General features: G+C 65.6%; 26 protein-coding genes and 1 pseudogene. 17 read left to right on the forward strand and 10 right to left on the reverse strand.

Translation table 11 applies throughout. The features are described from left to right. The first annotated feature begins 40 nt into the window (after nucleotides 1–40). Nucleotides 41–2080, forward strand: a complete 2040-nt coding sequence (locus J2T21_RS06940; protein WP_307579842.1) for a S9 family peptidase — start codon at nucleotides 41–43, stop codon at nucleotides 2078–2080. 187 nt (nucleotides 2081–2267) lie between these two features. On the opposite strand, the gene J2T21_RS06945 is transcribed toward J2T21_RS06940, so the two are convergent. Together J2T21_RS06945 and zapE are read right to left on the reverse strand one after the other, a co-directional pair. After that, the gene (locus J2T21_RS06945; protein ID WP_307579844.1) at nucleotides 2268–2945 is read right to left on the reverse strand and encodes a peptide deformylase; all 678 of its coding nucleotides are present in this window, start codon (nucleotides 2943–2945) and stop codon (nucleotides 2268–2270) included. Continuing rightward, on the reverse strand, nucleotides 2942–4123 hold the full coding sequence (gene zapE, locus J2T21_RS06950; RefSeq protein ID WP_307579847.1) for a cell division protein ZapE: 1182 nt from the start codon (nucleotides 4121–4123) through the stop codon (nucleotides 2942–2944). Before zapE ends, J2T21_RS06945 begins: the two co-directional genes overlap by 4 nt. A gap of 548 nt (nucleotides 4124–4671) precedes the next feature. Here zapE and J2T21_RS06955 point away from each other — a divergent pair. Then, complete coding sequence (locus J2T21_RS06955) at nucleotides 4672–4848, forward strand: hypothetical protein (RefSeq protein WP_307579849.1); 177 nt, start codon at nucleotides 4672–4674, stop codon at nucleotides 4846–4848. 12 nt (nucleotides 4849–4860) lie between these two features. Further along, a pseudogene (locus tag J2T21_RS20845) lies at nucleotides 4861–5151 on the forward strand (hypothetical protein); the annotation flags it as partial. 369 nt (nucleotides 5152–5520) lie between these two features. On the opposite strand, the gene J2T21_RS06960 reads toward J2T21_RS20845, so the two are convergent. Both J2T21_RS06960 and J2T21_RS06965 read right to left on the reverse strand, forming a co-directional pair. Next, nucleotides 5521–5823, reverse strand: a complete 303-nt coding sequence (locus J2T21_RS06960) for a transcriptional regulator (RefSeq protein ID WP_307579851.1) — start codon at nucleotides 5821–5823, stop codon at nucleotides 5521–5523. Next, entirely contained in the window at nucleotides 5813–6268 is a 456-nt protein-coding gene (locus J2T21_RS06965) for a hypothetical protein (RefSeq protein ID WP_307579853.1), read from the reverse strand. Before J2T21_RS06965 ends, J2T21_RS06960 begins: the two co-directional genes overlap by 11 nt. A gap of 1491 nt (nucleotides 6269–7759) precedes the next feature. On the opposite strand from J2T21_RS06965, the gene J2T21_RS06970 reads away from it, so the two are divergent. The 3 genes from J2T21_RS06970 (at nucleotide 7760) to J2T21_RS06980 (ending at nucleotide 10748) form a co-directional block, all read left to right on the forward strand. Next, complete coding sequence (locus J2T21_RS06970; RefSeq protein WP_307579855.1) at nucleotides 7760–8206, forward strand: hypothetical protein; 447 nt, start codon at nucleotides 7760–7762, stop codon at nucleotides 8204–8206. A 290-nt stretch (nucleotides 8207–8496) separates the two neighbouring features. Further along, nucleotides 8497–9630, forward strand: coding sequence for a glycosyltransferase family 4 protein (locus tag J2T21_RS06975; protein WP_307579857.1), 1134 nt, complete (start codon nucleotides 8497–8499; stop codon nucleotides 9628–9630). 320 nt (nucleotides 9631–9950) lie between these two features. Beyond that, nucleotides 9951–10748: an SGNH/GDSL hydrolase family protein gene (locus J2T21_RS06980; RefSeq protein ID WP_307579860.1), complete on the forward strand. Its 798-nt coding sequence runs from the start codon at nucleotides 9951–9953 to the stop codon at nucleotides 10746–10748. Between the two features lie 173 nt (nucleotides 10749–10921). Here the strand turns inward: J2T21_RS06980 and J2T21_RS06985 are convergent, their stop codons facing one another. After that, nucleotides 10922–11440, reverse strand: a complete 519-nt coding sequence (locus J2T21_RS06985; protein WP_307579862.1) for a GNAT family N-acetyltransferase — start codon at nucleotides 11438–11440, stop codon at nucleotides 10922–10924. A 364-nt stretch (nucleotides 11441–11804) separates the two neighbouring features. Beyond that, nucleotides 11805–13205, reverse strand: a complete 1401-nt coding sequence (locus tag J2T21_RS06990) for a hypothetical protein (protein ID WP_307579864.1) — start codon at nucleotides 13203–13205, stop codon at nucleotides 11805–11807. Between the two features lie 519 nt (nucleotides 13206–13724). Here J2T21_RS06990 and J2T21_RS06995 point away from each other — a divergent pair. The 8 genes from J2T21_RS06995 to J2T21_RS07030 all read left to right on the forward strand — a co-directional run bounded on the left by J2T21_RS06995 (nucleotide 13725) and on the right by J2T21_RS07030 (nucleotide 19935). Beyond that, a complete protein-coding gene (locus J2T21_RS06995; protein ID WP_307579866.1) occupies nucleotides 13725–14234 on the forward strand; it encodes a 2'-5' RNA ligase family protein in 510 nt (169 codons plus the stop codon). 631 nt (nucleotides 14235–14865) lie between these two features. Continuing rightward, nucleotides 14866–15495 carry a biotin transporter BioY gene (locus J2T21_RS07000; protein ID WP_307579868.1) on the forward strand — a complete coding sequence of 210 codons (630 nt, stop codon included), beginning with the start codon at nucleotides 14866–14868 and terminating at the stop codon, nucleotides 15493–15495. Continuing rightward, nucleotides 15492–16577, forward strand: coding sequence for an AMP-binding protein (locus J2T21_RS07005; protein ID WP_307579870.1), 1086 nt, complete (start codon nucleotides 15492–15494; stop codon nucleotides 16575–16577). Before J2T21_RS07000 ends, J2T21_RS07005 begins: the two co-directional genes overlap by 4 nt. After that, a complete protein-coding gene (locus tag J2T21_RS07010; RefSeq protein ID WP_307579872.1) occupies nucleotides 16567–17691 on the forward strand; it encodes a thiolase family protein in 1125 nt (374 codons plus the stop codon). Before J2T21_RS07005 ends, J2T21_RS07010 begins: the two co-directional genes overlap by 11 nt. Then, on the forward strand, nucleotides 17688–18380 hold the full coding sequence (locus J2T21_RS07015; RefSeq protein WP_307579874.1) for an energy-coupling factor ABC transporter ATP-binding protein: 693 nt from the start codon (nucleotides 17688–17690) through the stop codon (nucleotides 18378–18380). The genes J2T21_RS07010 and J2T21_RS07015 overlap by 4 nt, the downstream gene beginning before the upstream one ends. Beyond that, nucleotides 18374–18985 carry an energy-coupling factor transporter transmembrane component T gene (locus J2T21_RS07020; RefSeq protein WP_307579877.1) on the forward strand — a complete coding sequence of 204 codons (612 nt, stop codon included), beginning with the start codon at nucleotides 18374–18376 and terminating at the stop codon, nucleotides 18983–18985. The genes J2T21_RS07015 and J2T21_RS07020 overlap by 7 nt, the downstream gene beginning before the upstream one ends. Beyond that, nucleotides 18982–19308: a CHY zinc finger protein gene (locus tag J2T21_RS07025; RefSeq protein ID WP_307579880.1), complete on the forward strand. Its 327-nt coding sequence runs from the start codon at nucleotides 18982–18984 to the stop codon at nucleotides 19306–19308. The genes J2T21_RS07020 and J2T21_RS07025 overlap by 4 nt, the downstream gene beginning before the upstream one ends. A 132-nt stretch (nucleotides 19309–19440) precedes the next feature. Then, the gene (locus J2T21_RS07030) at nucleotides 19441–19935 is read left to right on the forward strand and encodes a DUF2199 domain-containing protein (protein WP_307579882.1); all 495 of its coding nucleotides are present in this window, start codon (nucleotides 19441–19443) and stop codon (nucleotides 19933–19935) included. A gap of 537 nt (nucleotides 19936–20472) precedes the next feature. Here J2T21_RS07030 and J2T21_RS07035 read toward each other — a convergent pair. The 3 genes from J2T21_RS07035 to J2T21_RS07045 form a co-directional block, all read right to left on the reverse strand. Beyond that, nucleotides 20473–21159: a hypothetical protein gene (locus tag J2T21_RS07035; protein WP_307579884.1), complete on the reverse strand. Its 687-nt coding sequence runs from the start codon at nucleotides 21157–21159 to the stop codon at nucleotides 20473–20475. A gap of 229 nt (nucleotides 21160–21388) precedes the next feature. After that, the gene (locus J2T21_RS07040) at nucleotides 21389–21826 is read right to left on the reverse strand and encodes a VOC family protein (protein WP_307579886.1); all 438 of its coding nucleotides are present in this window, start codon (nucleotides 21824–21826) and stop codon (nucleotides 21389–21391) included. A gap of 436 nt (nucleotides 21827–22262) precedes the next feature. Further along, complete coding sequence (locus J2T21_RS07045) at nucleotides 22263–22496, reverse strand: hypothetical protein (protein WP_307579888.1); 234 nt, start codon at nucleotides 22494–22496, stop codon at nucleotides 22263–22265. Nucleotides 22497–22986: 490 nt separating this feature from the next. On the opposite strand from J2T21_RS07045, the gene J2T21_RS07050 reads away from it, so the two are divergent. The 3 genes from J2T21_RS07050 (at nucleotide 22987) to J2T21_RS07060 (ending at nucleotide 24403) form a co-directional block, all read left to right on the forward strand. Further along, nucleotides 22987–23544, forward strand: coding sequence for a dihydrofolate reductase family protein (locus tag J2T21_RS07050; RefSeq protein WP_307579890.1), 558 nt, complete (start codon nucleotides 22987–22989; stop codon nucleotides 23542–23544). Between the two features lie 139 nt (nucleotides 23545–23683). After that, the gene (locus J2T21_RS07055; protein ID WP_307579892.1) at nucleotides 23684–24067 is read left to right on the forward strand and encodes a DUF3054 domain-containing protein; all 384 of its coding nucleotides are present in this window, start codon (nucleotides 23684–23686) and stop codon (nucleotides 24065–24067) included. A gap of 57 nt (nucleotides 24068–24124) precedes the next feature. After that, a complete protein-coding gene (locus tag J2T21_RS07060; RefSeq protein ID WP_307579894.1) occupies nucleotides 24125–24403 on the forward strand; it encodes an Lrp/AsnC family transcriptional regulator in 279 nt (92 codons plus the stop codon). Nucleotides 24404–24843: 440 nt separating this feature from the next. Here the strand turns inward: J2T21_RS07060 and trpD are convergent, their stop codons facing one another. Further along, complete coding sequence (trpD, locus tag J2T21_RS07065) at nucleotides 24844–25896, reverse strand: anthranilate phosphoribosyltransferase (protein WP_307579896.1); 1053 nt, start codon at nucleotides 25894–25896, stop codon at nucleotides 24844–24846. Between the last annotated feature and the right edge of the window lie 68 nt (nucleotides 25897–25964).

Genomic DNA, 25964 nt, shown 5'->3' on the forward strand with positions numbered 1-25964 from the left:
GTGTGTCCTTCGTCTCAGGTGAATTCGATAGGCTAGCGCAGTGAAACCAGAGCAACTAGAACTACTGACTACTGTATCGGCGCCCAGCCTGAGCCCCGATGCAGGCCGTGCCGTGGTGTCCGCCTCCCGCCCCAGCTTCGCCTCCGATTCATACGTGGGCCAGTTGTGGTTGCTGGAGCTCGACGGCTCGGCCCCGCCCCGGCGCTTGACCCGCGGAGAATCCGACAGCGGCCCCCGGCATTCCCCGGACGGCGTGTGGATCGCCTTCCTGCGCGCCGATGCGAAGGGCGTCGCCCAGTTGGCGGTGGTCGAGGCGGCCGGCGGCGAGCCGCGGGTGCTGACCGAGCGCACGCTGGGCGTTGGCGGTTTTGCCTGGTCCCCGGACGGCGGCTCGATTGTTTTTGTCTCCCGCACCCCTGAGCCCGGCCGCTACGGCTCCATCGACGATGTCGGAGCCGGGGCCGAGGCCCCGCGGCACATCACCACCTTGAACTACCGCGGCGACGGGGTGGGCTTCACCGGGGACAAGGTGCAGGAATTGTTCACGCTGGATGTTCCGGGCCTTGAGCAGGAACCCTTTGTCCGGCCCCGGGGCCGGGCCGCGCACGGGCTCCACAAGGTGCCAGATGGCCTGCCCGAGACGACGGCGCGCCCATTGGCCGGGCAGGATGTGGCCGATCCCTGCTACAGCCCCGATGGGCGGTGGATCTACTTTGCCGCTGCGCTGCACGAGGAGCATGACACCGACCTGCGGTCGCAGGTCTACCGGGTGCCGGCGGTCGGGGAAGCGCCGGCGGTGCCCGAGCTGGTGCTCGGTGCCGCGGACTCACCCTGGGCCTACCGGGCCCCGCGGTTCAGCAACGACGGGGCAACCCTCTTTGCCCTCGGCCAGTTCGTGGGGGAGTCGGGCACAGATTTCCTGGCCCGGCAGGTCGCCGTCTGTGCCATGGACGCCCGGGCTACGGGCGTGCGCGAGGCCGCGGTGCTGACGGACACCGACGCCGTCGACTACACCGAGTGCGAGCAACTGGTTCCCCACGGAGACTCCGGGGTCCTAGCACTGGCCCGGGTGCGCGGTACCGGGGAATTGCACCTGGTCACCGCCGGCGGCAACAGCTCTGTGTTGGGCTCCGGCCCGCAGGTCATCCACGGGGCGGCCTCGAACGGTGCGACCATCGTGGTGTCCTACGTGTCCCAGGACTCGCCGGGGGAGTGCGCCGCCCTGGAGGGCGGTTCGCTGCGCCAGCTCACCGGGTTCGGGAATGCCCTGCGGCGGCAAACCACGCTCAGCGCCCCGCGCGAAATCAGCTTCACCGCCCCGGACGGGTACCCGGTCCACGGCTGGATCCACTTGCCACAGGGCCTCGGCCCGCACCCGGTGCTGCTGAACATCCACGGTGGCCCGTTCTCGCAGTACGGGCCCGCCTACTTTGATGAGGCACAGGTCTATGCGGCGGCCGGGTACGCGGTGCTGCAATGCAACCCGCGTGGCAGCTCGAGCTACGGCCGGGCGCACGGGACGGCCATCAGGCACGCGATGGGCACCGTGGACCTGCAGGACATCATGGCCTTCCTTGACGGCGCCTGTGCGAGCGAGCCCGACCTGGACGAGGGGCGCGTGGGCGTCCTGGGTGGTTCCTACGGCGGCTACCTGACCGCCTGGACGATTGCCCATGAGCATCGCTTTGCCGCTGCCCTGGTGGAACGCGGGTTCCTGGATCCGATGTCGTTCGTGGGCACCAGCGACATCGGCTGGTTCTTCGCAGATGCCTACACCGGGTCGGGTCCCGAGCGGGTTGCCGCCCAGTCGCCGATGGCCAAGATCGGGCAGGTGCGCACCCCGACGTTGGTCATGCACTCCGAGGGCGACTACCGGTGTCCGGTGGAACAGGCCCAGCGGTACTACGTGGGTTTGAAGCAGCGCGGGGTGCCTACCGAGTTCGTGCTCTTCCCGGGGGAGAGCCACGGGCTCAGCCGGGGAGGGTCCCCATGGCACCGCCGCCAGCGCTTTGAGGCAATCCTGCGGTGGTTCAATCGGTATTTGCCGGTTGACGGATCCTCGAACCAAACGGGCCCGTAACCACCCGAAGGTGATCGGCGTCGGTGGCGGGTACCCGGTGAATGCCGCCCTGCCACCGAGAGTCTTACCGGGCTTGGCGGAAGTCGTTGCTGGCTACGCACGATCCGGCTCCGAGCTTCACCGGCGCATCGAGCACCCTGCCGGGCTTTGGGAGACCGTTGTGGATCGGTCGCCCCAAGCCCGGGAGCTAAAAGCCCAGCGCGTGGCGTGCCTGGTCGATTCCGGGATTCGCCCAACGCGGATATTCGTGGTTGGCGCACAGCGACCGGGTCAGTGCCTTGTCGATGTAAACGGTGCCATCCAGGTGGTCCGTCTCGTGCTGGAAGATCCGCGCCTGCCAACCGGAGAAGTTCCTCCGCCGGGGAATTCCGTCGGCGTCAAGAAAACGGGTGGAAATGTCGGCTGGCCGCTCCACCACGCCCTGGTATCCGTTGAACGACAGGCAGCCCTCGTAGAAGGCGGCCGTGCGGTCGCCGATCGGCTCGTAATGCGGATTGATGATTTCCAGGTAGTCCAGCGGCTCGCGCTCGCGTGCAGTTGCGATTTCGGGGCTGGTTTCGTAGAGATCCTGAAGCACCGCAATCCGCAAGGGGATGCCCAGCTGCGGTGCGGCCAGGCCGACGCCCGGAGCATCGAGCATCACTGCGCGCATGGTCTCCAGGAACTCTCGCAACAGTTCGGGCCCGAGTTGGCCGGCGAGCTCTTTGGCCTGCATCCTCAACACCGGGTGCCCGAGCTGGACGATCGGCGGCATCTCGCCCGAGTCCCTGAGGTCAACGAGGCGGGTGACTTCGCTCCGGATCCATGCGGGGGAGTAGATGGATGATTCCTCGTCATGGAGGTCCGCCATTGATTCGTTGCTCATGCGTTGGCACCTTGGGTGATTGGTCGTGTGGCGGTGGTCTGCAAGGCGTTCAGCCGGCTGGCCAGGCGTGCAGCGTCCAGCTCCGGGAGGTGGCTCAGCGACTCCGAGAAGTCGTCCTGCGCCAGCAGGTCGAGGCGGATGTTGTGGTCGTACAGGACGTCGATGGCGTTGGCGAGGCGGCGCAGCCCAAACGGGGTCATGGCGGCAGCACCTGGTACGTCGGAAATAACCCAGTGATTGAATTCCTTGGCCAGTTCCAGGTAGTCAAGCGTCGAGGTCAACGATTCGCACAGATCGCCAAATTCGAACCAAAGCTGCCCGGGAACAGCCCGGAGTGCACGGATGTCATGGCTGGTGGGTTTGAGACTAGCCGCCTCGTGTTGCGCCGGTGCACTGAGTCCAATCCGGTGCAGGTCGGCGGCGGCCGGGGCAACCAGGAGGCAGCCGGTGTTGTAGCCGTGGCGCTGGGCATCGTCGACATCGATGCTGCGGTAGTCCCGGTGGGCATCGAGCTCGTGGACGTCCATGTGCTCGCGGATTTCGGCAATGGTCGGCAAGATCAGGTGGTGGTAGTACTCGTCGGCCAAAAGTTCCTCGGGCGGATAATTCGAGGTGGTGACCAACAGGATCCGACGGCCCATGATGAATTTGAACATCCGCGCCAAAAGCATCGCATCGCCGGGGTCGTTGCAGTGGAACTCGTCGAAGCAAAGAACCTCAACGTTGCCCAGGATCGACTCGATGGATTGTTCAATGGCGCTGGTGCGAGCCACCACCCGGTCCATGCGCCTCCGGTCATTGCCGAGCGCCTCGGGCTCCTCGATCTGGGCCAAGGCTGTCGCCGTTGCCTTGTGCGCGGTGGCGTGCAATTCCCTGAAGAATTCGTGGAAGTGGAATCGACGTTTGTTTTCTGTTGGAAGGGCGTCGAAGAAGGCACCCAGGATCCAGGTTTTTCCCCGGCCGGGAGGTCCCCAAAGATAAACATGGTCACCGGAGGGGGAGCCTTGCTGCCGGGACAGGTGACGCTCCGCGTTTCGTGCCAGCAATCCGATCGTGCCGAGTTGCTGGGGATCTAGGTCCAAGCCCTCGGCCACGGCACGATCGAGAACGACGTCCTGGATTCCTCGAGTGGCGCCGGTATGTGCACCTGCATGGACGTCTGAATATTGATCTGGCATACCATCGAGTTTCCCTGAATAACTATGCAAGCGCCAAAACAAGCCGAAAAGTAGTTATGTCAACCAATAGTTATCCTTCCCAACGACGCGGAGGAGCGGCAGGAACACGTAGATTTCGCAGAGATACTTCGGGATTTTCCACTTTCGGCCAGCTTCGGGTGCCGGCGTGCACCGAAATCCGTGGGTGCGCCCGATGCGGGACCGCGGGCGGTTGCCGGCGAGCCGCGAGCCGGAATCGCGAAAAACGGAAATTTCGGGGGAGTCGGACGCAGTCGAGGCGGGCGGCTAGATGTGCTGGAATGTGCGAATTTAACCACTTTCAGAACAAGGGAAGTTCCGCCGATAATCTACATTATGTCAAGTAATCTTTCGGGGGCACTCCCCAGGACACTGGGGTCCATACACCTGCTGTCCTGTCTCGTTACAGGTGAGGCAATCTCACTACACCCGAAGCATTAGGTGATTCCGTCTCACTACACCCGAAGCATCTACTGGTTTTGTCTCACTACACCCGAAGCATTCGGGTGTTCACGGCTTACACTGGTGCCATGGGACGCGCGCTGTTGGCGTCCGACGTTGAAGCCGGGCCCAAGTATCCTGTCGGCTCCCTGATCTTCAGGGAGCAATTCTCCTCCGCCACAACCTACGATCTTCTTGCACGTTGCTGGGCAACCGACTTCGAGAACTCGCAGCCTGTTTGCCGCGTCGCCATTTACAAGGGCTAGCGGAAATTCTCCGGCCTCTGGTGGTGCGCCTTCACCGGGCGGCATGTCAGCTTCGAGTCCTGGCTGGAACGCGACCACCTGATACTTCCAGATTTTGATCCCACCGTCACGGGGGTTGCTTCCCAGCCGTTCAGGATCAAGCTTCCGGAGCCACTCCCCCAGACCTGGCACGTTCCCGACTGCTTTGTTCGCCGGGCCGATGGCACCGGTGTCGTGATCGATGTCCGACCAGACGCCAAGGTCGAAGCCCAAGACCAGCTCGTTTTTGATGCCACTGCAAACATTCCGCCCAAACCCAGGTGAAGCGATCCCCGACGAATGGCTTTGACGAGCATCAATTAGTGTTCCACAAAAGGCTCGCGAGATTCTGTCGATCGAAGCAACACCTATTCCAAGGTGATTCCAACAACGCAGGTCAACGCTCGATTTTCCCGTTTGTGGACCCCCTTACGGGACTGAGGCACCCTAGCCGGGGTGCGTGGCGTTCGTCGCGTGCAAATGATCCCGGCCACGACACGACGGTAATCACCGAACGGATGAGAACGCCGCTCCTCATTCGACGGCCACAACGGGGTGACAACCCCCAGTGCACATCACTCAAACTACGAGAACCCGGAACGGAAGTCGCACGCCCAGAGTCGCGCGTCAAACAAGGCAGACATGGGAGGCGCGCTATTCACCCGCCATCGCCCGCAGTGCCGCGAGGTGCCCATCGAAGGCGCGGCGACCCTGCGCGGTGAGTTTGATCGTGGTCGTCTGGCGCGCGTCTGCCCGCTGCGGGGAGGCCTGCTTACTCGTGACGAGATAGCCAATTTCGACGAGGTTTCTCACGGTCTTTGACAGGTTTGCCTCGCTGAGTTCCAACGTTGCAGCAATCGCCGCGAAGTCCGCCTCGGAGAGCGGGCGCAGCATCGCACACAGACGGAGCCGGGTTGGTGCGTGGATCGCTTCATCAAAGCGGGGCTCAGCCCGCATGGCGCACCTCGGCAGCATACGCGCGGTCGTAGGCCACGACGATGAGGGCGGTGGCGACACCCGCGGCCACAGCGACAGCAACAACCCACCCGGTCAGACCGAACACCACGAGCAGCATACTGATCGCAAACGAGAAGAAGACGATTAGGAAGAACGCAATCAGCAACCAGAGCCCGCGAGGACCAGCCGGTCGGGTAATGCCGAGGCCACTGCGCTTACGAAAAAGCATCTCAACGCCGACGAAGATCCCCATGCCGAGCACAGAAGGCACCCAAGCCCATACCAGCCCGGCGGCGGGGACAACGATGATAAGAGCCGCAGCCAGGCCCTGCGCAGGTGCGCCCCACCATGTTTCGGCCGTGATCCGTTCGCCGATCTGTCCGCGGTCAGCATTGATCATTTCGAGCGCATCACGCGCGAATGCCGGGTCTTGCTGATCCTCCAAGTGACTTTCCATGCAGTTAAGTGAATCACTTAACTAGTGGTTAAGCAACCTCGTGTTGACTTGCGGACCATCAGTAACCGCTTCGCGACTTCCCAGACCAGTTGATCTGCTCAACGATCGATAATGGCGACGAAACCAGCTTTATCCCTGATCCCTGCCGATGTTGCGAGCAGGGAAGCCAAAAGCGCCGGCGGCACGCATTGATTGGTCCAGGCTTGGGTGCGGTCGAGCAACAGCTGCCCCGAACCGTGCATCTGCCAGGACCCGATGGATGACCGCGTCCGCGACACGACGTTCACTACCTAACGGATGACCGCACCGCCCCTCATTCAACGGCAACAGCGGGGCGATCACCGCCCACTGGGCATCACAAACCTCCTACGAAGATCCGCTCCACTAAGCGTTCCCGTTACGGACAATGGGTACAACCTTAGGAACGGTTCGTGGTTTCTCTGGCAGCCAACCATCCAGGCAAGCTAATCAGCAGCCCCAACACGCCAATAATCGCCAGCGCCCAAAGAATCGGAGCCGGACCCGAGTCCAAGTTGCCCTCATCCATGATGACCCCTGTCGAATACAGGGCAATCCCACTGCACACCAAGGCAGTCAAACTTACACCGAGGGCCCCGGACCATACGACTCTCCGATTCGATCCCACTACGCCCTCCTTCGTCTGTCCAGCCGACTGGCGAACTTCCAGGGCCTCATCCGCTTGCGGGGAACTCCCAACAGCGCGTCAACCCAGATTACTGTCTCCGACGCCATTCCAACCGGTGCAGCATCGCGGTTCACCGTCCAACGTCCCATCGGCCTCACGCAACAGCGAGGATCCGGCACTATGCCGTTGCCCGACGCTCCCCTTGCAAACGAATCAGCTGTCCCGATGAGCGTTCCACATTCGGGATCATACTTGCGCTGTTACCGACATAGCGGCAACGCCTCGTCTGCGGCCGATGCCCATGTGGATCATATGATTTGGATATGGAACCAGACGCAGCATCTAATCGAGTCTTGCGGATCTTCTGCGACTACGACGCAGAGTGGCCGTTGTGGGAAACCGGGCTCCAATGCCCTGAGGACTACGGACTATCCGAAGAACTGAGCTCCAGACTCGCCTCCTGGAACGAGGACTTCCAACAGCACATGCACTGGGAACGCGGCTGGGCCGAGGGATTCGACGTGCACGAATGGAACGATTCAGGCAGGCAAATAGCCCAAGAAGTTCAGCGGGAAGTCGGAGAAGGGGTCCTCGTCGTCTACGGTGTCTAAACGCTTACGTTCGGAGGCGGGGACATCGCCCATCGCTGCCTGCGGGCCAGAAACCTACATGCCCCAGAATCTCGCGTGTTGTTGATTCATCATGAAAATCGTCCCGGTCAAGGTTCCTCTAACGGCACACACGCATGATTTCATCTGCGCCAGGCAGCCCGCCTACATCACGATGTGATGACGGTGGGCACCCCGAGGCTGACGATGTGGGAGACTCTGCAAATGAGACGTCGAGTCGCCTTCGCCGCCCTCCTCATTGGGACGCTGGCAGTTTCTGGGTGTGTCAGGTCGTTTCCGGGCGATCAGAAGCTGCCTCAGGACCTTTTCAACGCGGCTCGCCAGTCAGAACGAGCACCAGTTGGATTCCGTGACGATGTACGCCGAAAATCGTGCGGACAGGTGACGCTCGATCAGGGCGAACGGATTCCTGCTGATGCGGTCGACTGCGTGGATTCCGCCATAGGCCGTCTGGATGCCGAGCTCGCCGTCGTCTCTTTCACCATCGAAGGAGATCCGATTGTGGACTTCTATCGCACCTCGACAGGCGTTCCAGGGGTGGAAGTATTCACCGATGGTGAGTTCGACAGATATGGGTCGACGATGTGGATGCACCAGGATTGCCCACAAACGACCAGTCTCACGTCGCTGCAGGGATGCCTTGAGATCTAGTCAAACAGGTCTCGTTTCGTACGCCGCGCACGTCCCGCAGGAAGTTCCCCTTGCGGAACTCGTGCCCTGCGCAAGGGGTACGAGGGCCAACTTCGCTTCGCAGCTCCAATGCGGGTCCCAGCTGGTCCATGGCCCGGATTTCTCCTGCCCTCACCTTGACGTCAACCCGCCGCCGGGTCGGTGCAAGGTACCCGGAAGGAGCTGCTCCGAGTGCTGCCGTTCACCCACTTTTCACCGCCGGGTACTTAGAGCAGCGCTCGGTGGCAACCTTCGGCGGTCATGGTTGAGGCGTGAAGGTTGCCATAGTTGCTGAATCGTTCTTTCCCGAGATGAACGGGGTCACCCATTCGCTGCTGAAGGTCTTGCAGCACCTGGATGCCCGCGCGGACCAGGTCTTGGTCATCGCCCCGTCGACGCTGGAGAATGCGCCTCCCACGGTGGAAGGCGCAACCGTGAGACGGCTGCCGGCCGTCCCACTGGCCGGATACCGGAACATCCGGGTTGCCTTTGGTGGGGTGGTGCGGGTGAAGGCCCTGCTGGCCGAGTTCAATCCCGACGTCGTCCACCTGGCATCGCCATTTGTCTTGGGCTGGCGTGCCGTCAGGGCCGCCGCGGCCCTGGGTATTCCCTCCGTGGCTGTCTACCAGACCGACGTTCCGGGCTATGCAGCCCGTTACGGCATGCCGTTCTTGGAAAACTGGGCGTGGCAGCGGGTGAAGCGGATCCACGTGGCAGCGACGAAGACTCTTGTCCCCTCGAGCGACTCACTGCAAAAGCTGCAGGGCCACGGCATCCCGCGGCTGGAGCTGTGGCGCCGCGGTGTGGATACCGCACGCTTCCACCCCGACAAGCGAAGCGCGGATTTCCGCCGCAAGGTTGCGCCCCAAGGACAAAAGATCATCGGCTATGTGGGGCGTCTGGCGCTCGAAAAGCAGGTGGAAGACCTGGCCGTCCTGGCCGAGATCCCCGGCACCCGGCTGGTAATCGTCGGCGACGGTCCGCAGCGCGAGGCGCTCGAGTCGCTTCTTCCGACGGCCCATTTTGCGGGCTTCCTGGGCGGTGAGGAACTAGCCACCGCCATGGCCTCCTTCGACCTGTTTGTGCACCCGGGGGAACTCGAAACCTTCTGCCAAACCATTCAGGAAGCCATGGCCTCGGGGGTCCCCGTCGTCGCCACCGGGCGGGGCGGCCCCGTGGATCTCGTGGATTCCTCGCGCACGGGCTGGCTATACGCACCGGGCAACCTGGAGCAAATGCGCACCTACGCCATGGACCTCATCGGTGACGACGCCAAACGTGCGGCCTTTACGGCCGCAGCCTTCCAGCAGGTCCAGGGCCGCAGCTGGCACGTGGTGTGCGAACAGCTCATGAACCTCTATGCCGAAGCCATTGCCGAGCACCCGCGGCTTCGGCTTGCCCTGTGACCCTGCAAATGAGAATTTCAGGTAGCGGTGCAGGATTACTTGGCCCGGGGCGCGCGCTCACGCTGGCCCAAACTCAAGTGGGTCGAGTGGGCGTTGGCGTCGACACGGATGCGGCTCGAGACGCGCAAACGGGCCGGGGCACATTTTCCTTCCTTCCATCCGGCGTTGCCGACCGGTTCGAGGAGGTGCACGTCCTGTGCGTTGGGAATCTGGGGCCCAAGGCGGCTGACGGGACTGATTTGCAGTTCCTGGCCCCTTCGATTGACACTCGGTTGCCGCAACCGAAGGCGCCGGCGTCTCGGCCAGCCGGCTAGCCCCGCATGCTTGATCATGAACCGGGCCGCTACGTAGCCCTGGGAGATTCCTTCACGGAGGGAGTCGGGGATATCAGCAAGCGGCGTCCCAACGGCGTCCGGGGCTGGGCCGACAGGGTGGCCGAGGCCCTCGCGAGCGATTGTCCGGGCTGGGAATATGCGAACCTCGCCATCCGCAGCAAGCGGCTTCGGCACATCATCGCGGAACAGCTGGAACCGGCCATTGCCTTGGAACCAACGCTCATCACGCTGTATGCCGGAGGCAACGATGTCATGGACCTTGGGACGAAGATCGCCGACATCTTGGCCGACTATGAATTATTGGTTCGCCGGCTGGCACGCACTGGTGCGACACTGGTCCTTTTCACCGGTTACGACGTGGAGGTTTCACCGATCTTGGGGCCCTTGCGCCGCAAGAACCATGCCTACAACGATGGCGTCCGGCTCATCGCCGCGAAGTACGGTGCCGTCCTGGTGGATTACGCCACCTTTGCCGCCTATGCGAACACCCGCATGTGGGGTCCTGATCGGCTGCATATGTCCAAGGCCGGGCACAAGTACATGGCAGCGAGGGTCCTGGATGTCCTCGAGGTGCCGCACGGCATCACGCATCGGGACAAGCAGAAGGCACCGCGCGGCGTCCGGCAGCGCGCTCGGGAACACCATGCCTGGGTCACCCAGTGGGTGCTGCCCATGTTCGGGCGCAAGCTCCGGGGCACCACGCTGGGCGACGCCCTGAGCCCCCGATGGCCCGATCCGGTGCGGGTGCCGCCGAAGAAGGGACTGAAGAAACTGACCCGATAAGGCGGTGCCGGCACGGCGTACCCTTGCCGCAAGTGCCCTCCCTGCGCCCCGATCCATTGGTTCCGGGATTTCTTGACAGGGTCCTGCCCGTCGCGGCTCGGTGCGCCCAGGTAAAGTTCCGCGCGGCGAAGCCAGGTCCCGGGGAAGGCCGCCTTCTCCCGGGCTGTGAAATCCTACGCCGAGCGAAGTATTCCCATGATGACGATATCCTCGTACTTCCCGGGCACCCAGGCGTGCTGGCGCTGACGACCCTCGACCACGAATCCCGCCTTCTCATATGCGCGGATCGCGCCAAGGTTGGACTCGATCACTTGCAGGTGGACTCGACGCAGGTTGCAGCGCACGAAGGCAAACTCAACGATTTGTGAGATGGCTGCGCTCCCGATGCCTTGTCCACGAGCTTCGGGAACCAATGCGATACCGACTTCCGCGTGGCGGGCGAGCTCGTCGAAATCGAATAGCGAAACACTGCCGACGGCGGCTCCGTCCACATCGACCACGAAACGCACGTTCTGGCTTGAATCATCTTCGTCGTCCTGCGCCAGCCGGTTCTTGAAGGCTTCCCTGGTCAGCGGCGCAGGCGATGCCGCGCTGCGCTCCTCCCAGGTGGCTAGATCGCCAGCGATGCGGAACAAGACGTCAAAGTCGCCTGCGGAACGGGAACGAAGCATGACGGCTCGCGGTCTGGACATGCTCAGGATCCTATCAATCAACGCCAGCGGCCCGACAGCAATGGGCCTAAAAGCCGCCGACAAGACCCAATTGCCACAGGTTGGGTCGTGACGGTTGTCGGCAGGTTCTTTGAAGTTGTCCTGCCACGCGACATTCCTGGTCCCTTCCGGAAGGCAAAGGGGCGCAGCCGCCTGTGTCGGAGCCACCATGGTCCCGGCCGTTGACGCCATCGGTGTTGGAGGACGGCGCTTTTGAAACGCCGGCTCAAAGCAGCCGGGGAAATCCGACCCCTGTGCAGGTAATCGGCCCTTCCGCAGGCCTCTCACCGTGTCAATCCCTCTTTTGAAGGTTTTGGCGGAAGCCGCACCTTCAAATGAGGGACGTTCACTGGTAGGAAACGAACCACGGCTTCGGGTCGATATCGAAGGTCTTTTTCGGGGTGAACGTCGGCGAGTCCTCGTCGATGAAGTTCTTCCACCCCATCCAGATCCCATCGGGCAGGTCGCGGCGCAAGTTCTTCCACGTGGCCATCTTCATCCCCGGCGTCCCGTTGCCGTCGGCGTGCACGACCATCGCCAGTTCGGGGTGCGATGTGTCCAGCGTGGCGCGGTCGCGGATCATGCTCTGCGTGAACTGGTGCAGGATGACGATTTTCTGCGGCAGTTTGTGCTTGCGCGTCAGGTCGGCCAACCAGTCATTGGCGCGGTTGAGCTCGGCGGCATCCACGGAGCCGATCTGGACCATGTGGCGCTGGCCGGGCTTGAGCCTCCACTCGGGGTCGTAGGCGATGCCGACGTTGGGGTAGGTGAGCAGCTTTTCGTAGTGCTTGGCCTGGCTCAGGAAGTCGTTGCGGCCCGGCTGCAGGTCAAGCACCACGTACACGCCGGCTTCCTGGGCGGCTTTCACCCAGGGCTCGAGTCGCTCCACGGGAACGTAGCTGGAGTACTTCCCGTCCTTGCCGGCAGAGGCCGAGGCAACGGTCGCGATGATCTCAAAGGCAGGTTGGACCTTTTCCTTGCTATGGGGCTGGTACTCCTCCGCGTACTTCTTGGCGCGCTTGATGGCCCCGTCAATGTCCTGTTCGCCGAGCAAACCCAGGGAAGCCGTTCCTGGTGTCCCGTACAGCGCGACCATGCGCCGGTCCGGGAACAGGATCTGCCCGCCGCCCGGGAGCTGCTTTCCTTCGGCAGCCGTTGCCGCCAGCGCCGAGAAATCCGTGGTTTTCCCGAACCCGTTGCCGATGGCGTACAGCTCCGAGGCCGCGTGGTTCTGGAAGAATTCCTGGTTCTTCGCAGCCCGCGGGTCGTCCGAGTCCATGGTGTGGACGTCCGCCCCTGCTGCTTGGGCCGTGGCAAGTGCGGGACCTGCAGCTTTCCCAGCCTTCTCCCCCGCGCGCACGACGACGGCGAAGCCTGACTCCGTGGGGACTTCGGCGTGGTCGATTTCAGGCAGGTCGGCATTTGGGGCCGACCCGTCGACGACGTCCAGGCCGCCCGCCAACGAATCGGACAGGGAACCGTACGCAATGAGGGTGCGTGCGCCCAGACGCCCTAACTCAGAGCCAAAGTCCTGCTGATCCGAAGCATAATCCGGTGCGCCGTCGGGTGCCACGAGCATTGGGACACCTAGTGTGCGGGCCATTTTGGCGGCTTCGTCCTGCGCACCGTCCTTGCCCAGGACGACAACAGCGGGTGCTTTTTCGAAGAACGCCTGGCTGGATTTCAAGGCCAGGTCTTCGGTGTCCCCGCCAATCCGGCCGAAGCCAGGCACGGGATCGGCCAACACCACGACGTCTTGGGTTTTCTCCGATTGTGAGCCGAAGGCTCCTGCCTTGCCCCTCGGATCCGCTGCCGTGCACCCGGCCACTACGAGAACGAGGGCCATTCCGCAACTGGCTGCACGGAGACCATTCTTGGCCCAATTAAGCATCTATTTCCTCTCCCGTCGACCTTGGACCTGGATTTTCACCTGTCCAGCCACAAGGTGGATTCCTGGTCGGGAAGATCCCCCGGACCGTTGGTGCGACCTACGGGATCCCCTGTCAAGGGATGTGCACCAGGGACGAGCCTAGCAACAATGCTCCGGTGGCACCCGATTGTTCCGGACCGGTGCCGAGCGTGTGGCAGCCATGGTGACCCTGCTCGCTGGTCGCCGTGCGGAGGGAAGATCCGAGCGCCCGTGAACCGCCCTGCACGTTGCATGCCGCGGCTTGCCTGCCCATCGCCATCGCTTCGCCCCGCCGGCCCTGTAGTTCTTGGGCTATTGGCCGGGCCCGGCCGGTGGTCGGAAGGCCTATCCTGAAGCATGGGTGCATTTGTTCTGGTGGCCTTTGTGGTCCCCGTGCCGGTAGGCCTGGTCTTTCCCCGGAGCAGTTGGCCGCTGCACATCACCGTGGTCCGTTTCGATACGCGGGAATTCGCCGAGATTGTCTGCGCCCGTCTGGATGTTGCGCTGCCGGCGTTGCTTGGCTTCGGGGTTCGCATCGGACCGGATGCACAGTTCGGACGGAACGCGTCGGTGCCGGTATCGCTGGTGGAGCCGGAGCCGGCCATGCAGCGTCTCCATAACGCCGCGCTGGAGGCCTTGGGGCCGCAGGTCCACCTGCCCGGCGCGCAGCACAACGGTCCGAATTACCGCCCGCACGTCACCCATGCCGACACCCGCCTGCGGCCCGGGGACCGGATCCGGATTCGACAGGCGGCGCTGGTGGACATGCGTCCGGACAACAACCCGCGGCTGCGCCGGGTCCTGGCCGTCTGGGAGCCGGCCCCAGAAGCGCCAGGCATGGGCGGACACCAAGTGGACCGGTCCTAGATATCGCAAATGGGCGAGATCGGGGCGCACTGTGCTGAAGCGACGCCCGATGCGGCTTTATTCGGCGTTCCGGTCCGCCTGGGGTGGGATCGCTGCAACGGGTTCAGCGCGGTGCATGCGGTGCTGCCCACCGGGCCCCGTGCCTTCCATGGCTCGGCTTGGACGTAAGCGGGCCTGGGCCGCCAGCGGAGAGGCCTGCGTGGGGCATGGGCACAACCGTGGGGGTTCGTCTTGGGTGGCGCATCACCGTGCGCCAACAATTGCTCTTCCCCGGCCCGCACTTTGTAGTGGCACTCCCCCGCCCGCCGACTGCCACGGTGCACCGCCGGCTCGGTTGAAAGAGCCTCGTTGGTCAATGTTTCACGAGGTTGGAGCCTGATTTGGGGGCTTTGCCACAAGGTTGCGACTCCGGCTTCGGCTCACGGGTATTGCCGGCAATCAGGCCCATCACGGAGTTGGTCGGCCCGCCTTCAGCGAGAACGCGCAGGGCTGCGGAGCCGAAGTGTTGCCGCGGCCATTGTGGCTTTCGCCATGGCGTAACTATAGTGGACACCACCCCTTTGAACACCGTTCAATTGGACGGTGTTCAAGTGAGCACCGACCAGGGTAGAAACCCAGAAAGATCCTTCCCATGACCAAGAACAGCCTCCTTCCAAATCGCCCTGCCCCGCGGCGTCTCGACGCCACCGGCCTCGCACGGGTCGCCATCTTTGCGGCGATTGTCGCCGTGATGGGCATGCCCGGCGGGTTTGCCGTCGCGGGCGGCGTATCCATCACCCTCCAGACCCTCGGCGTGATGATCGCCGGAGCCATTCTCGGGCCGTGGCTCGGCGCCCTCTCGATGACGGTGCTGATGTCACTTGTCGCGATCGGCCTGCCCCTGCTGGCAGGAGGCCGCGGTGGCATCGGAGTGTTCTTCGGGCCTTCGGCGGGATACCTTGCCGGCTGGATTCTTGGCGCCTTCGTCATCGGCCTCATCGTGCATGCGGGCGGACGCAAGCCGGTGCTGTGGCGGACCGTCCTCGGCATGCTGGTCGGCGGCATCCTGGTCATCTACGCCGCGGGGGTCCCCGTGCAGAGCCTGGTGACGCGCCTCCCGCTGGGCGAGACGGCGGTGTTGAGCCTGGCATTCATCCCCGGCGACCTCATCAAGGCCGTGACCGCGGCCGTCATCGTGATGACCTTGGTCCGGGCCTACCCGCGCGCCTTCAACCGCGTGTGGGCCACGAAGAAGTCCCCGGTGCTGGAGCCGGCCAAGTGATCACCCCGGTCGACGGCGCGGATCCCGGCCTGCTCGAGCAGCTGAGGCGGATCCGCGAAGCGGGAAACGTTCCGCTGGTCACGGATCCCAGATGGACGCCGGCGCACCGCGACGCCATGGCCGCCGCGGCCGCGAAGGCGGAGCTCCCCGGGGAAACCGCGTGGGCCACGCTCACCTCCGGAAGCAGCGGTGCGCCGCGGATCGTGCTGCGCAGCGCGGAATCCTGGGCGGCCTCGTTCGCTGCCGTGTGCGGATTCCTGGGCGCCGGAAGCGGGCAGCATGTGGCGCTTCCGGCACCTCCGGCTTCCTCGCTCACCCTGTTTTCGCTCGCCCACGCCCTTGCGGGAGGCCCCCGTCCGTTGCTGCGCCCGGGCCCGGATGCCGATGCGTTGCACGGCACGCCGCAGGCGCTTCGGGCCGTGCTCGACGCCGGCGCGCCGCCGCGGCTGCGTGCGGCGCTGGTTGGCGGCTCCCACCTCGACCCGGCGCTGCGCGAGCGGGCCGAAGCCGCGGGCATCCGGGTCACGGCCTACTACGGCGCGGCCGAACTGTCCTTCGTGGCTTGCGACACGGGCGACGGGTTGCGTGCCTTCCCCGGGGTCGAGCTGGACATCCGCGACGGCGAGTTGTGGGTGCGCTCGCCCTTCATCGCCTCCGGGTATGCCGGCGCGCCCGGCCCGTTGCGCCGGGACGGGGCCTGGGCCACGGTCGGGGACCGCGCGGAACTTCTTGATGGCCGACTGCGCCTGTTGGGACGGGCCGACGACGCGATCCTCAGCGCCTCGGCGACGATCGTGCCGGAGGAAGTTGAAGCGGTGCTGCGCGCGATCCCGGGGGTCCGCGACGCGCTCGTGTTCGGGCTGCCGCGCGGTCCCGTCGGCGCCCTGGTCTCCGCGTTGCTGGAGCTGGACGGCGAGGCACCTGCTGATGTCCGGCAGCTTGCCGCCGGCCTGCTGGGAACCGCGCACCGGCCGCGGCGCTGGTTCACCGGCCTGATCCCGCGGACCGCCTCGGGCAAGCCCGCACGCGCCGAGGCCCTGCGCCTGGTCCTCGCCGGGGAGGTGGTTTCCCTTGCAGGCTGAGAACGATCCGGTGGTCATTTCCGCCCGGCGCACCCCGATCGACACCCGCGGCCGTGCCCTGGCGCGCCTGCGCGTCGAGGAGCTGGCGGCTCCGGTGATCCGGGCGGCCCTGGAAGATGCCGCAGCGGTGCACGGCGCGCCGGTCACGGTGGCCGATGTCGTCCTGGGCAACTGCATGGGACCGGGCGGGAATCCCGGCCGCATCTCCGCGCTGGCGGCCGGGCTGGGCCACGAGGTTCCCGGCGCCACCGTGGACCGGCAATGCGGCAGCGGGCTGGCCGCCGTGCTCGATGCCGCGGCAGCAATCCGCGCCGGGGACCGGCGGATGCGGGTCGCAGGAGGAGTGGAAAGCGCCTCGACGGCTCCGGTGCGCTCGGTGGACGGCGTCCCCTACGACCGGGCGCCGTTCGCCCCGGCTGGCTTCAGCGACCCGGGAATGCTCCGGGCCGCCGAGGACCTCGCCTCGCGCGACGGCATCCCGCGTGCCCGGCAGGACGCCCATGCCGCACGCAGCCACGCCCGCGCCCGGGCGGCACGGGACGCCGGCCGCTTCGACGCCGAGCTGGTGCCGCTGGCCGGGCTGCGGCAGGACGACGCGATCGGCGGCGCCGAGCGCCTGCTCCCCCGCCTGCCCGCGCTGTTCCCCGGCGGCACGCTCACCGCCGGCACGTCCACGCGGATCGGGGACGGTGCCGCAGCCCTGGTGCTCGCGCCGGCCGGGGCCCGGCCGGGCCTCGCCATCCGGGCCTCCGCCGTGGTGGGCTGCGATCCGGCGTATCCGGGCATCGGCGCCGCAGGCGCCATCCACGCGGCCCTGGAATCTGCCGGAGTGGTCCTGGCGGACATCGCGGCACTGGAAATCGTGGAGGCGTTCGCCGCCCAAAGCCTGGCGGTGCTGGACCGGATCGGTCTCGCCGAGGACGACCCGCGGCTGTCGTCCGACGGCGGCGCCCTGGCGCTCGGCCACCCGTGGGGCGCCAGCGGTGCGATCGCCGTGGTGCGCCTCTTCAGCCGCCTCGTGCGCGCCGGGGCACCGGCCGGGACCCGCGGCATTGCCGCGGCGTCCATCGGCGGCGGCATGGGGATCGCCGCCGTGCTGGAGGTCGTCCGATGAGCCGGAACGGACTCCACCTCAAGAACGTCGGGGTGCGCCTGGGAGATGCGGACGTGCTGCACGATGTCTCCCTGGATCTCGACGCGCGCACCGTGGCGGTCATCGGGGAAAACGGCTCGGGCAAGTCCACCTTCGCCCGGTTGGTCGGCGGCCTGCTCCCCCGGACCTCGGGCGAGCTGGGCGTGCTGGGGATCGACCCGGCCCGCCGGGCAGCCGAGCTGCGCCGCCGCCTCGCCATCGTCTTCAGCAACCCGGACGCCCAGATCATCATGCCAACCGTCGCCGAGGACGTCGCCTTCTCGCTGCGCGCGGACCGGCTCCACCCCGCAGAGCTCGAGCAACGCGTGGCCGCGGCGCTGGAGCGGTTCGGTCTCAGCGACCTGGCCGAGCGCGCCTCCCACGACCTCTCCGGCGGGCAGAAGCAGCTGCTCGCGCTGTGCGGCGCGTTCGTGCGCAACCCGGAACTGGTCATCGCGGACGAACCGACCGCCTACCTGGATGCGCGCAACGCCCGGAGGGTCGCCGACCACCTCTTCGAGGACACCGGCCACCGCCTGGTGCTGGTCACCCACGATCTCGCGCTGGCCGCGCGTTGCGACCAAGCGGTGCTTTTCGCCGGCGGCTCCCTGGTGGCCCACGGCGAACCGGACCGGATCATCGCCAGGTACGAGGCGGTGCTGGCATGCTGACGCTCTACAAGCCGGGAACCGGATGGCTGCACCGCATGCCCGCGGGCCCGAAGCTGCTGCTGGTCCTGTCGGTGGTGCTTGGGGTTTCCTTGCTGCCATCGCACTGGTTCTCGGCGGGCCTCGCCGCGGCGGCGGGCGTCCTGGGCTATGCGTTGGCCGGACTCGGCCCCGGGCTGCACGGGATCCGGGAACTGGGCCGCCAGGTGTTCGGGATCCGCTGGGTCATCGTGGTCACGCTCGCCAGCCAGCTGGTCTTCATGGGCCCGGAACTCGCGCTCGCCAACGCCTCCCGGGTCACTGCCGCGATCGTGCTCGCCGCACTGCTCGCGCTCACGACGCGGGTGACGGCGCTGCTGGACGCCATCGAGACCGGGCTGCGCCCCCTGGCACGGCTGGGCCTGGACCCGCAGCGGATCGCGTTGCTGCTCACCGTGACCATCAGCACCATCCCGGTGCTCGGCCGCAGGGCGTCCGAGGTGCGAGATGCGCAGAGGGCGCGCGGGGCACGGAACAACCCGCGCACCTTCGTCGTCCCGTTTCTCATCGTGGCGCTCAAGCACGCGGACGAGCTGGGCGATGCCCTCACCGCCAGGGGCGTGCGATGAGCCCGGACCGGCCGAACGTCCTGGGTCCGGTCGTCGATGGCCAGACGCGCTGCGTGCACTACCGGACCGGGTTGGACGTGATTGCGGTCAAGTTCGCGTGCTGCGGCGAGTTCTACCCGTGCCACCTCTGCCACGCGGAGACAGCCGACCACCTCGCAACGCAGTGGCCGCGGGATTCCCGCGCCGAGCCGGCCGTGCTCTGCGGCGTCTGCGGGTACCTGTTGGCGATCGCCGAGTACCTCGGCACCGACGCATGCCCGGATTGCGCCGCGTCGTTCAACCCGGGATGCAAGCTGCACACCGAGCTGTACTTCCAGGGTTGATGAGGGAACCCTGATCGCCGTTGTCGGGTGGGGCAGCGGCGGTCGGTGGTTGGGCGGACCCCTGCAGGCTTCCAATTTTCCGGATTCCGGATAGGGTTCAAGGAGGCGCCGATTGGCAGGGGGCACTGGATCATGGCAGCCGAACATTCTTGCAGCGCCTGCGGTCGCGAGGTCAGCGACCATGATCGACACATCCGCTTTGCGCTTCCCGATCCTGTTCTGCACACCGCCGAGCAGCACCATGCCCCGGGATCCTGGCTGAGCCATGACGAACCGACCACCTCGGTCATGATGCAGGTCCAGGAAATCGGTGCGTTTGTCAGGGCATTGCTGCCGGTCTCCCTCAGCGGGGGCCACCGGCTCACCTTCGGCGTGTGGGTGGCGATCAACCCCGCCGAATTCTTGGAGACCTTTTCGACCTGGTGGACACCCGAATACGCGGACCTGCACCTTGAGGGGTACCTGGCGAACGCCGTCGGCCCGTGGGGGCTGCTGGAGGCGCCGGTTGTCCTGGAGGTCAAGGACATTGAACACACCCCTTATTGCGTGGGCAGCCAGCAGTTGGATCTCGCAGAGGTCCTGCACAAGCAATGGCCGCACGAAGTCCTTGACGGGCTCCCCGCGTAGAGCGCGACACCCCTGCCTCCGGCCGCCAACGGATCTTGGCCTGGGCGTATAAATTTCCGCCGGTAAGTGTCGTCCCACCTGGGCCAAGAGCACCTAGCACACCACCCGGCACCGGGTAGACCCCGGCCCGGTACTCATCCATCAAACCCATCCTTGCCGCCCGGGCGGCAAGTGCTGCGCAGCCGATCGCGATGTTGATCGGCCCCTTGCCCACTCGCGCCTGGCGCGAACAAGCGACGGGTCCTGCGCTGCACTCCCCCGGTGCAACTTCCTCTCGTTCGGCCTGCGTCCCAACAGGTGGAGGCCATCTCTTTGAACCACGTCCGTGAAGGAGCGAAAAATTTCGTCTTCGAGCGCCGTCCAGCCGAAACGCCCATCGAATCGGTCACCCCGCGCGTCGGATTCACTCCCCGGCATCGGCTCCACGCTATTCCCGCGCGATGCCGGCAGGCAGGGACAGGCAAGGAATCCGCATCATGCCGAGCCAATGCCTCGGTGGACCGCAGGCATCCGTCCGGTGCACCGAGGCAGCGAGTCCTATTTCCTCGTCGTGAACTCGATGCGAATCCTCCCAAGCTCGGCGCGCGGGAGCACCGCAGTCACCACGGCTCCCCCTTCGAGTGCGGCGCCGATGCCGTAAACGAACGGATCCGTGTCGATCTCCGCGGCCGGAACCTCAATTCCGTCGAGCAGGACCGTGACCCGGCCGTTCACCGAGCGGGCGGTCACCTCGGGGGCAGGGTGGTCCCACGGGTTGCCTCCAAGCCCACGATCCTCGCGGAACTGGTTCATGAGGATGTAGTTGACGTGCTCCACCAGCACGCTGCCGACCGCAGAACGGTCGGAGGAGTCGCGGTTCCAGGTGGTTCGCACGGCCTCCCAGAGCTGCGGATATCGCATGCGTTCAATATGCTCCAACAGCCACGCGGGACGGGGCCACGGCGGGACGTCCTCGATGGCCAGGCGCGTCTGTTCGTCGAGGTCCGCGAGATTGACCGGGTCCGAGCGGTCATCCGGGTTCCGCCACAGAACATAGCTGAGGCTCGCCGTCATGTCGCTGTACCCGCGATCGTCCAGGCCGGACGCCAGGCCGACCCAATCAAGGTCCTCCAACGAGGGCTGGGGAACGAGCCCCATCACCGGGACGGGCATGAGCCTGAGTTGTTCCGCCTGCTCGATCCGCGGATCGGGTGCGTCTTCGGGAAGGATGCCATCCATTCTCATGCTCCGAGTATGGACCACGGACGTGCCCCGGGACCGAAATGCGGACAAATGGTTTCCGGTGCCCATTGGTCGGTGGGATGTTCCCCCCGAAGGCACCGGCACAATTCCGGTGCCACATGTGGGTGTTGCACCGGGTCGAACCCTGGGTTCGAGCCCTGGGTTCGAGCCCCTCGGCCTCCCATGCAGGAAGTTTGCGCCGCGCAGGCATGGTGAGTCAGGTGCGCCGTTGTCAGTGGATCCTTTCGGTCAGGGACACGATGATCCCCTCGGGTCCCCGAACGTAGGCCATGCGCCAGTAATCCTCGTACTCGCCGACGCCGCCGACCAGTCCGTATCCCTGCGCGGCCAGACGCTCGACAAGCACCAGAAGTTCATCGACCTCGAAGCACACGTTGCGCAGCCCCAACTCGTTGGCCATCGCGGTCGGGGAACCGGGCAGGTGGTCGGGCCGGACGAAGCGCGCCAATTCCAGCCGGCCACCATCCGGCGACTGCAACATGACGATCTCCGTGCGGGAGCCGGGAATGCCGCACACCGTGTCGAGGAATTCGCCCTCGACAAACGTGCGGTCCTCGACCTCGAGACCGAGGTCGACGAAGAACTTCGTCGCGGTGTCGAGATCGGCGACGGTGATGCCGACGTGGTCAAAACGTTGTACCCGTGCCATGGGATGGATCCTCCGGTGTTCGTCGCCTCGAAGCTTTGAGGGTCATCATGCTACGCAGCGGCGCGGGACCCCGTCCACGGTTGTGGCGGCTTTGGTCTCCGCATCGGGAGAGCGCGTGGGGAGCCTTCCGGTTGGGGGCCGCGCCACCCCGTGCGGGCGCGAAGTGTGCGCCGCCGCATTGAAGCTGGCGAGGCTGACGCCGGCCGGTATCCGGCCATCCTCGAGGTACAGCGCCGCGGTTGCCGCCTGGCTGGCCTCGGGCCAGGGACAGTCAATTGCTGCAAGGGGCAACGGACCGCCAAGCCGGCAACCAACACGGATCATGGCCGTCGGCCCGCTGCGCCCGACGCCATCAACCCATCTGCCCGGAGCTCAGTGAGCATTCCGCAGGGCACGGATTCCCGCAAGGAAGGTGCCCGCCTCAGGCCGGATGCCCTCAAGTTGCCTCGAACACAAACCGGCTCGAAGGTCGATCGGGGATCCAACGGCTGGCGCGCTCAGCGCGTACCGTGCGGAATTGGGGCCGCAGGGATCCGCGCCATGAACTCCTTGCCCGGCGTCGCACCACGATCATGGCAGCAAGCCGATCGACGTCGAATGGCAGCGCGATGAAGCCGGTGGCGTCGGCACGATCTGCGCCACGCACTTTCGCCAGCGCAAATGTGCCCACGAGTCATCCTCACCACCGCCACGGACCTGTGGGCCCTGCGCCATGCCGTGCCCCACGAGTTGTTCAGCTCGGAGCGACCGCCGGGTCCCGTGGCCGACGACGGACCGCTGGCTCCCCACTGCCGCGGTGTCCGTGCCCGTGGCCACGGAAAGGAAGACGGCCCACCCGGATTGGCGGCTCAGGGGCCCTGGAGCGTTGCTGCATGTCAACCACGACCAGGCCGTCGACTCGCGCCTTGCCTTCGGGCAACATCCGCTCCGGGAGGTCAAACTCGAACGGCTCGGCTCCGCAGCGGAACCGCGCCACACCCCCGGCGCCCGCATGAGCCGCGTGCCGCAGCGGAACCGGCCCGGTAGGGACTTCGGGGCCCGATCCGGACGCCGGATTCCTGTCACGGGCTACTCCTCGCCTTCGATTCCCATCCAGCCCGCCATGTGCAAGCCTTGAGGTATCCGGTGCACGCTCGGCATCACCCAAGGAGGCGCTTCCCATGCGACGGATCATCAACTCCACCTATGTCACGCTGGACGGGATCATCAGCAACCCGCAGGATTGGCCTGCCCTGGATGACCCCGACGGCGAAGGCACCGGGGTCCAGCAGGAGCTGATCGACCAATGCGATGCGATCCTGCTCGGCAAGGAGACCTATCTCAGCTTTGCCGGGGTTTGGCGGGGGCAATCGGGGGATCCGTTCACCGATCGCATCAATGCCATACCCAAGCATGTGGTCTCCACGACGCTGACCCAGGCGAGCTGGGAGAACAGCACCATCATCGGCGACGACGTCCCCGGCGCCGTCGCCGCGCTCAAGGAAGAACCCGGACAGGACATCCTCACCTACGGGTTCGGCCGCCTGGCCCGCATGCTCATGGACCACGGGCTGCTGGACGAGATCCGGCTCTGGATCCACCCGTTCTTCCTCGGCCCCGGCCCCGGCTCCGTGTTCCTTCACGACCAGGCACCGGCAGCGCGGCTCCTGCTGAGGGATTCCCGGGCGATGGCCAACGGGACCGTCATCCATTCCTACGGCGTGGAGCCCCGGGCGTAGGAGCCGAACTTGCTGCCCTTCGTCACCGGCGGTGTTCCGCTCCCCCGTGCCCGCACCGGGCACGGCATGGGATCGTGTTCCGGCCCGCGCCACGTAGCCGGGTGACGAACACCTGTTTTACCAGCGGTAGAATCGATGCATGACCTCTCGTAAGACCTGGATCGCGTATTTCGCGGTCGACGTGGTCCTCGTCCTGTTCTTCGCCTTGAGCGGACGGGGTTCCCACCAGCATTCACTGACCGTCCTCGGAGTGCTCCAGACCGGTGCCCCGTTCCTGCTGGCGCTGGCGGCGCTGACGTTGCTCTCGCGCCCCTGGGTCAACCATTCGCGGATCTGGCCCACCGGCGTGCTGGTCTGGCTCGGCACCGTTGCCCTGGGCCTGGCACTGCGAGTGCTGTTCGGCGCCACGGCCGCCGTGCCGTTCATCATCGTGGCAACGATTGTGCTCGGAGTATTCCTGCTGGGCCGCCGTGTCGTCACCTCGCTCGTTGCGCGCCGCCGCGTGCGCAACCTCGCGTCCTGAACTAGGCTCAACGCAAGTTCGGGGAACCACCACCCATAACCAACTGGAGGTACCAACGTGGTCACTGCATTCGTCATGATCCAAACCGCTTCTGACAGCATTCCCGAGTGCGCCGAAAAGATTTCGGACATCGAGGGCATTTCCGAGGTCTATTCGGTCGCCGGCGACTGGGACCTGATCGCCATCGCGCGGGTCCGCCAGCACGAGGACCTGGCCGAAGTCATTGCCAACAAGCTGTCCAAGGTGCCCGGAATCACCGGCACCCAGACGCATATCGCGTTCCGCGCATATTCCAGCCATGACCTGGATGCGGCGTTCTCGCTCGGTCTCGAGTAGCCCGGAGGCGTCCGCACGACGCAGCAAACTCCCCGCGGGTGTCCCGCGGTCCCTTCACGGGGCCGCCAGGCACCCGCCGTTGCGTTAACCACCGGCCGCTGTGGCCACGCGGAAGACGTCCGGAGTGACCCGAACCAGGCTTTTTGCACGTAGCGGGGACCGGGTGCGCAAACGAGCCCAAAAAAATTTCCGCGATGGCTCTTGGTTACGTGGATTTGACCTCAAGCGGGCTGTCCGCCTTGATACTCGATCCAGCGGACCTTCTGCCGGGTGAGGACTCGCTGGCGCCCCACGGGGCCGCCAGCGTCCGCAAAGCCGATCTCCGGGTCCGTAGGGGTGAAAGTGCCCCGGGGCCGTAGAAACAGCACTGGAGCCCTTGCCCTCCCGTGGGGATGGCAAGGGCACCGGTGCGCGTGTACGGATCCAGGCAGGAATTGCGACTAGGACGTCGCCTGGATCCACTTGTCCAGGACCTGGCGGGCGGAGCCGGAGTCGATCGACTCGGCCGCCCGGGCGACCGCCAGCCCGAGGCGCTCCGACAGCGAGCCGGATCCGTCCGGGTCGAAGGCGACCAGCCCGGCAGCGGCATTGAGCAGCACCGCGTCGCGCACCGGACCCCGGGCGCCGTCGAGCACATCGCGCACCACCTGGGCGTTGTACCGGGCGTCACCGCCGCGCAGGTCCTCGATCGTGACCCGTGGCATGCCGATGGCCTGGGCATCGAACCTCGTTTCCACCACCTTCCCGTCGCGGACTTCCCAGACCCGGTTCTCGGCCGTGGTCGTCAACTCGTCCAGCCCGTCCTCTCCGCGAAACACCAGGGCGCGCACGCCGCGGGCAGCCAGGACTCCGGCCATCAGGGGCGCCATGCGCAGGTCCGCGCAGCCGATGGCCGATGCGGTGGGTTCGGATGGGTTGGTCAGCGGACCCATGAAGTTGAAGGCGGTGGGCACGCCCAGCTCGCGCCGCGGCACTGCGGCGTTGCGCATCGAGGGATGGAAGAGGTTCGCGAAGCAAAACGTGATGTTGGCCGCGTCCAGCACGTCGTGGAGGCGTTCAATCGGGACGTCCAGCCTCACGCCCAGCGCTTCGAGGACATCAGCCGAACCCGACGAGGACGAGGACGCCCGGTTGCCGTGCTTGACGATCCGGGCGCCGGCGCCGGCACAGACCATCGATGCCATGGTGGAGATGTTCACGGTGTTCTGTCGGTCACCTCCGGTCCCGACGATGTCCAGGCACTCGCCCTCGACCGCCAGGGGCATGGCATTGGCGATCATCGCCTCGACCAGGCCGGTGAGTTCGTCAACGGTTTCGCCCTTGGAGCGGAGCGCAACGAGGAAACCGGCTACTTGCGTATCGGTGGCATTGCCCGTCATCACCTCGCCCATGGCCCAATACGCTTGGTCCCTGTCCAGGTCGCCGCCGGCGATCAAGATAGAGAGAATTGTTGGCCATGTGGGGAACTTTTGCTTCGTTCGAATCGTTGACACGCCACTAGGTTATCTACGAATCGTAGAAAGTCTGAAATGTTAATCCCGCGTGTTTCCGCGGCTGTAGG

Origin of the sequence: Paeniglutamicibacter psychrophenolicus, assembly GCF_030812255.1 — a bacterium.
GTDB classification, from domain to species: Bacteria; Actinomycetota; Actinomycetes; order Actinomycetales; family Micrococcaceae; genus Paeniglutamicibacter; species Paeniglutamicibacter psychrophenolicus_A.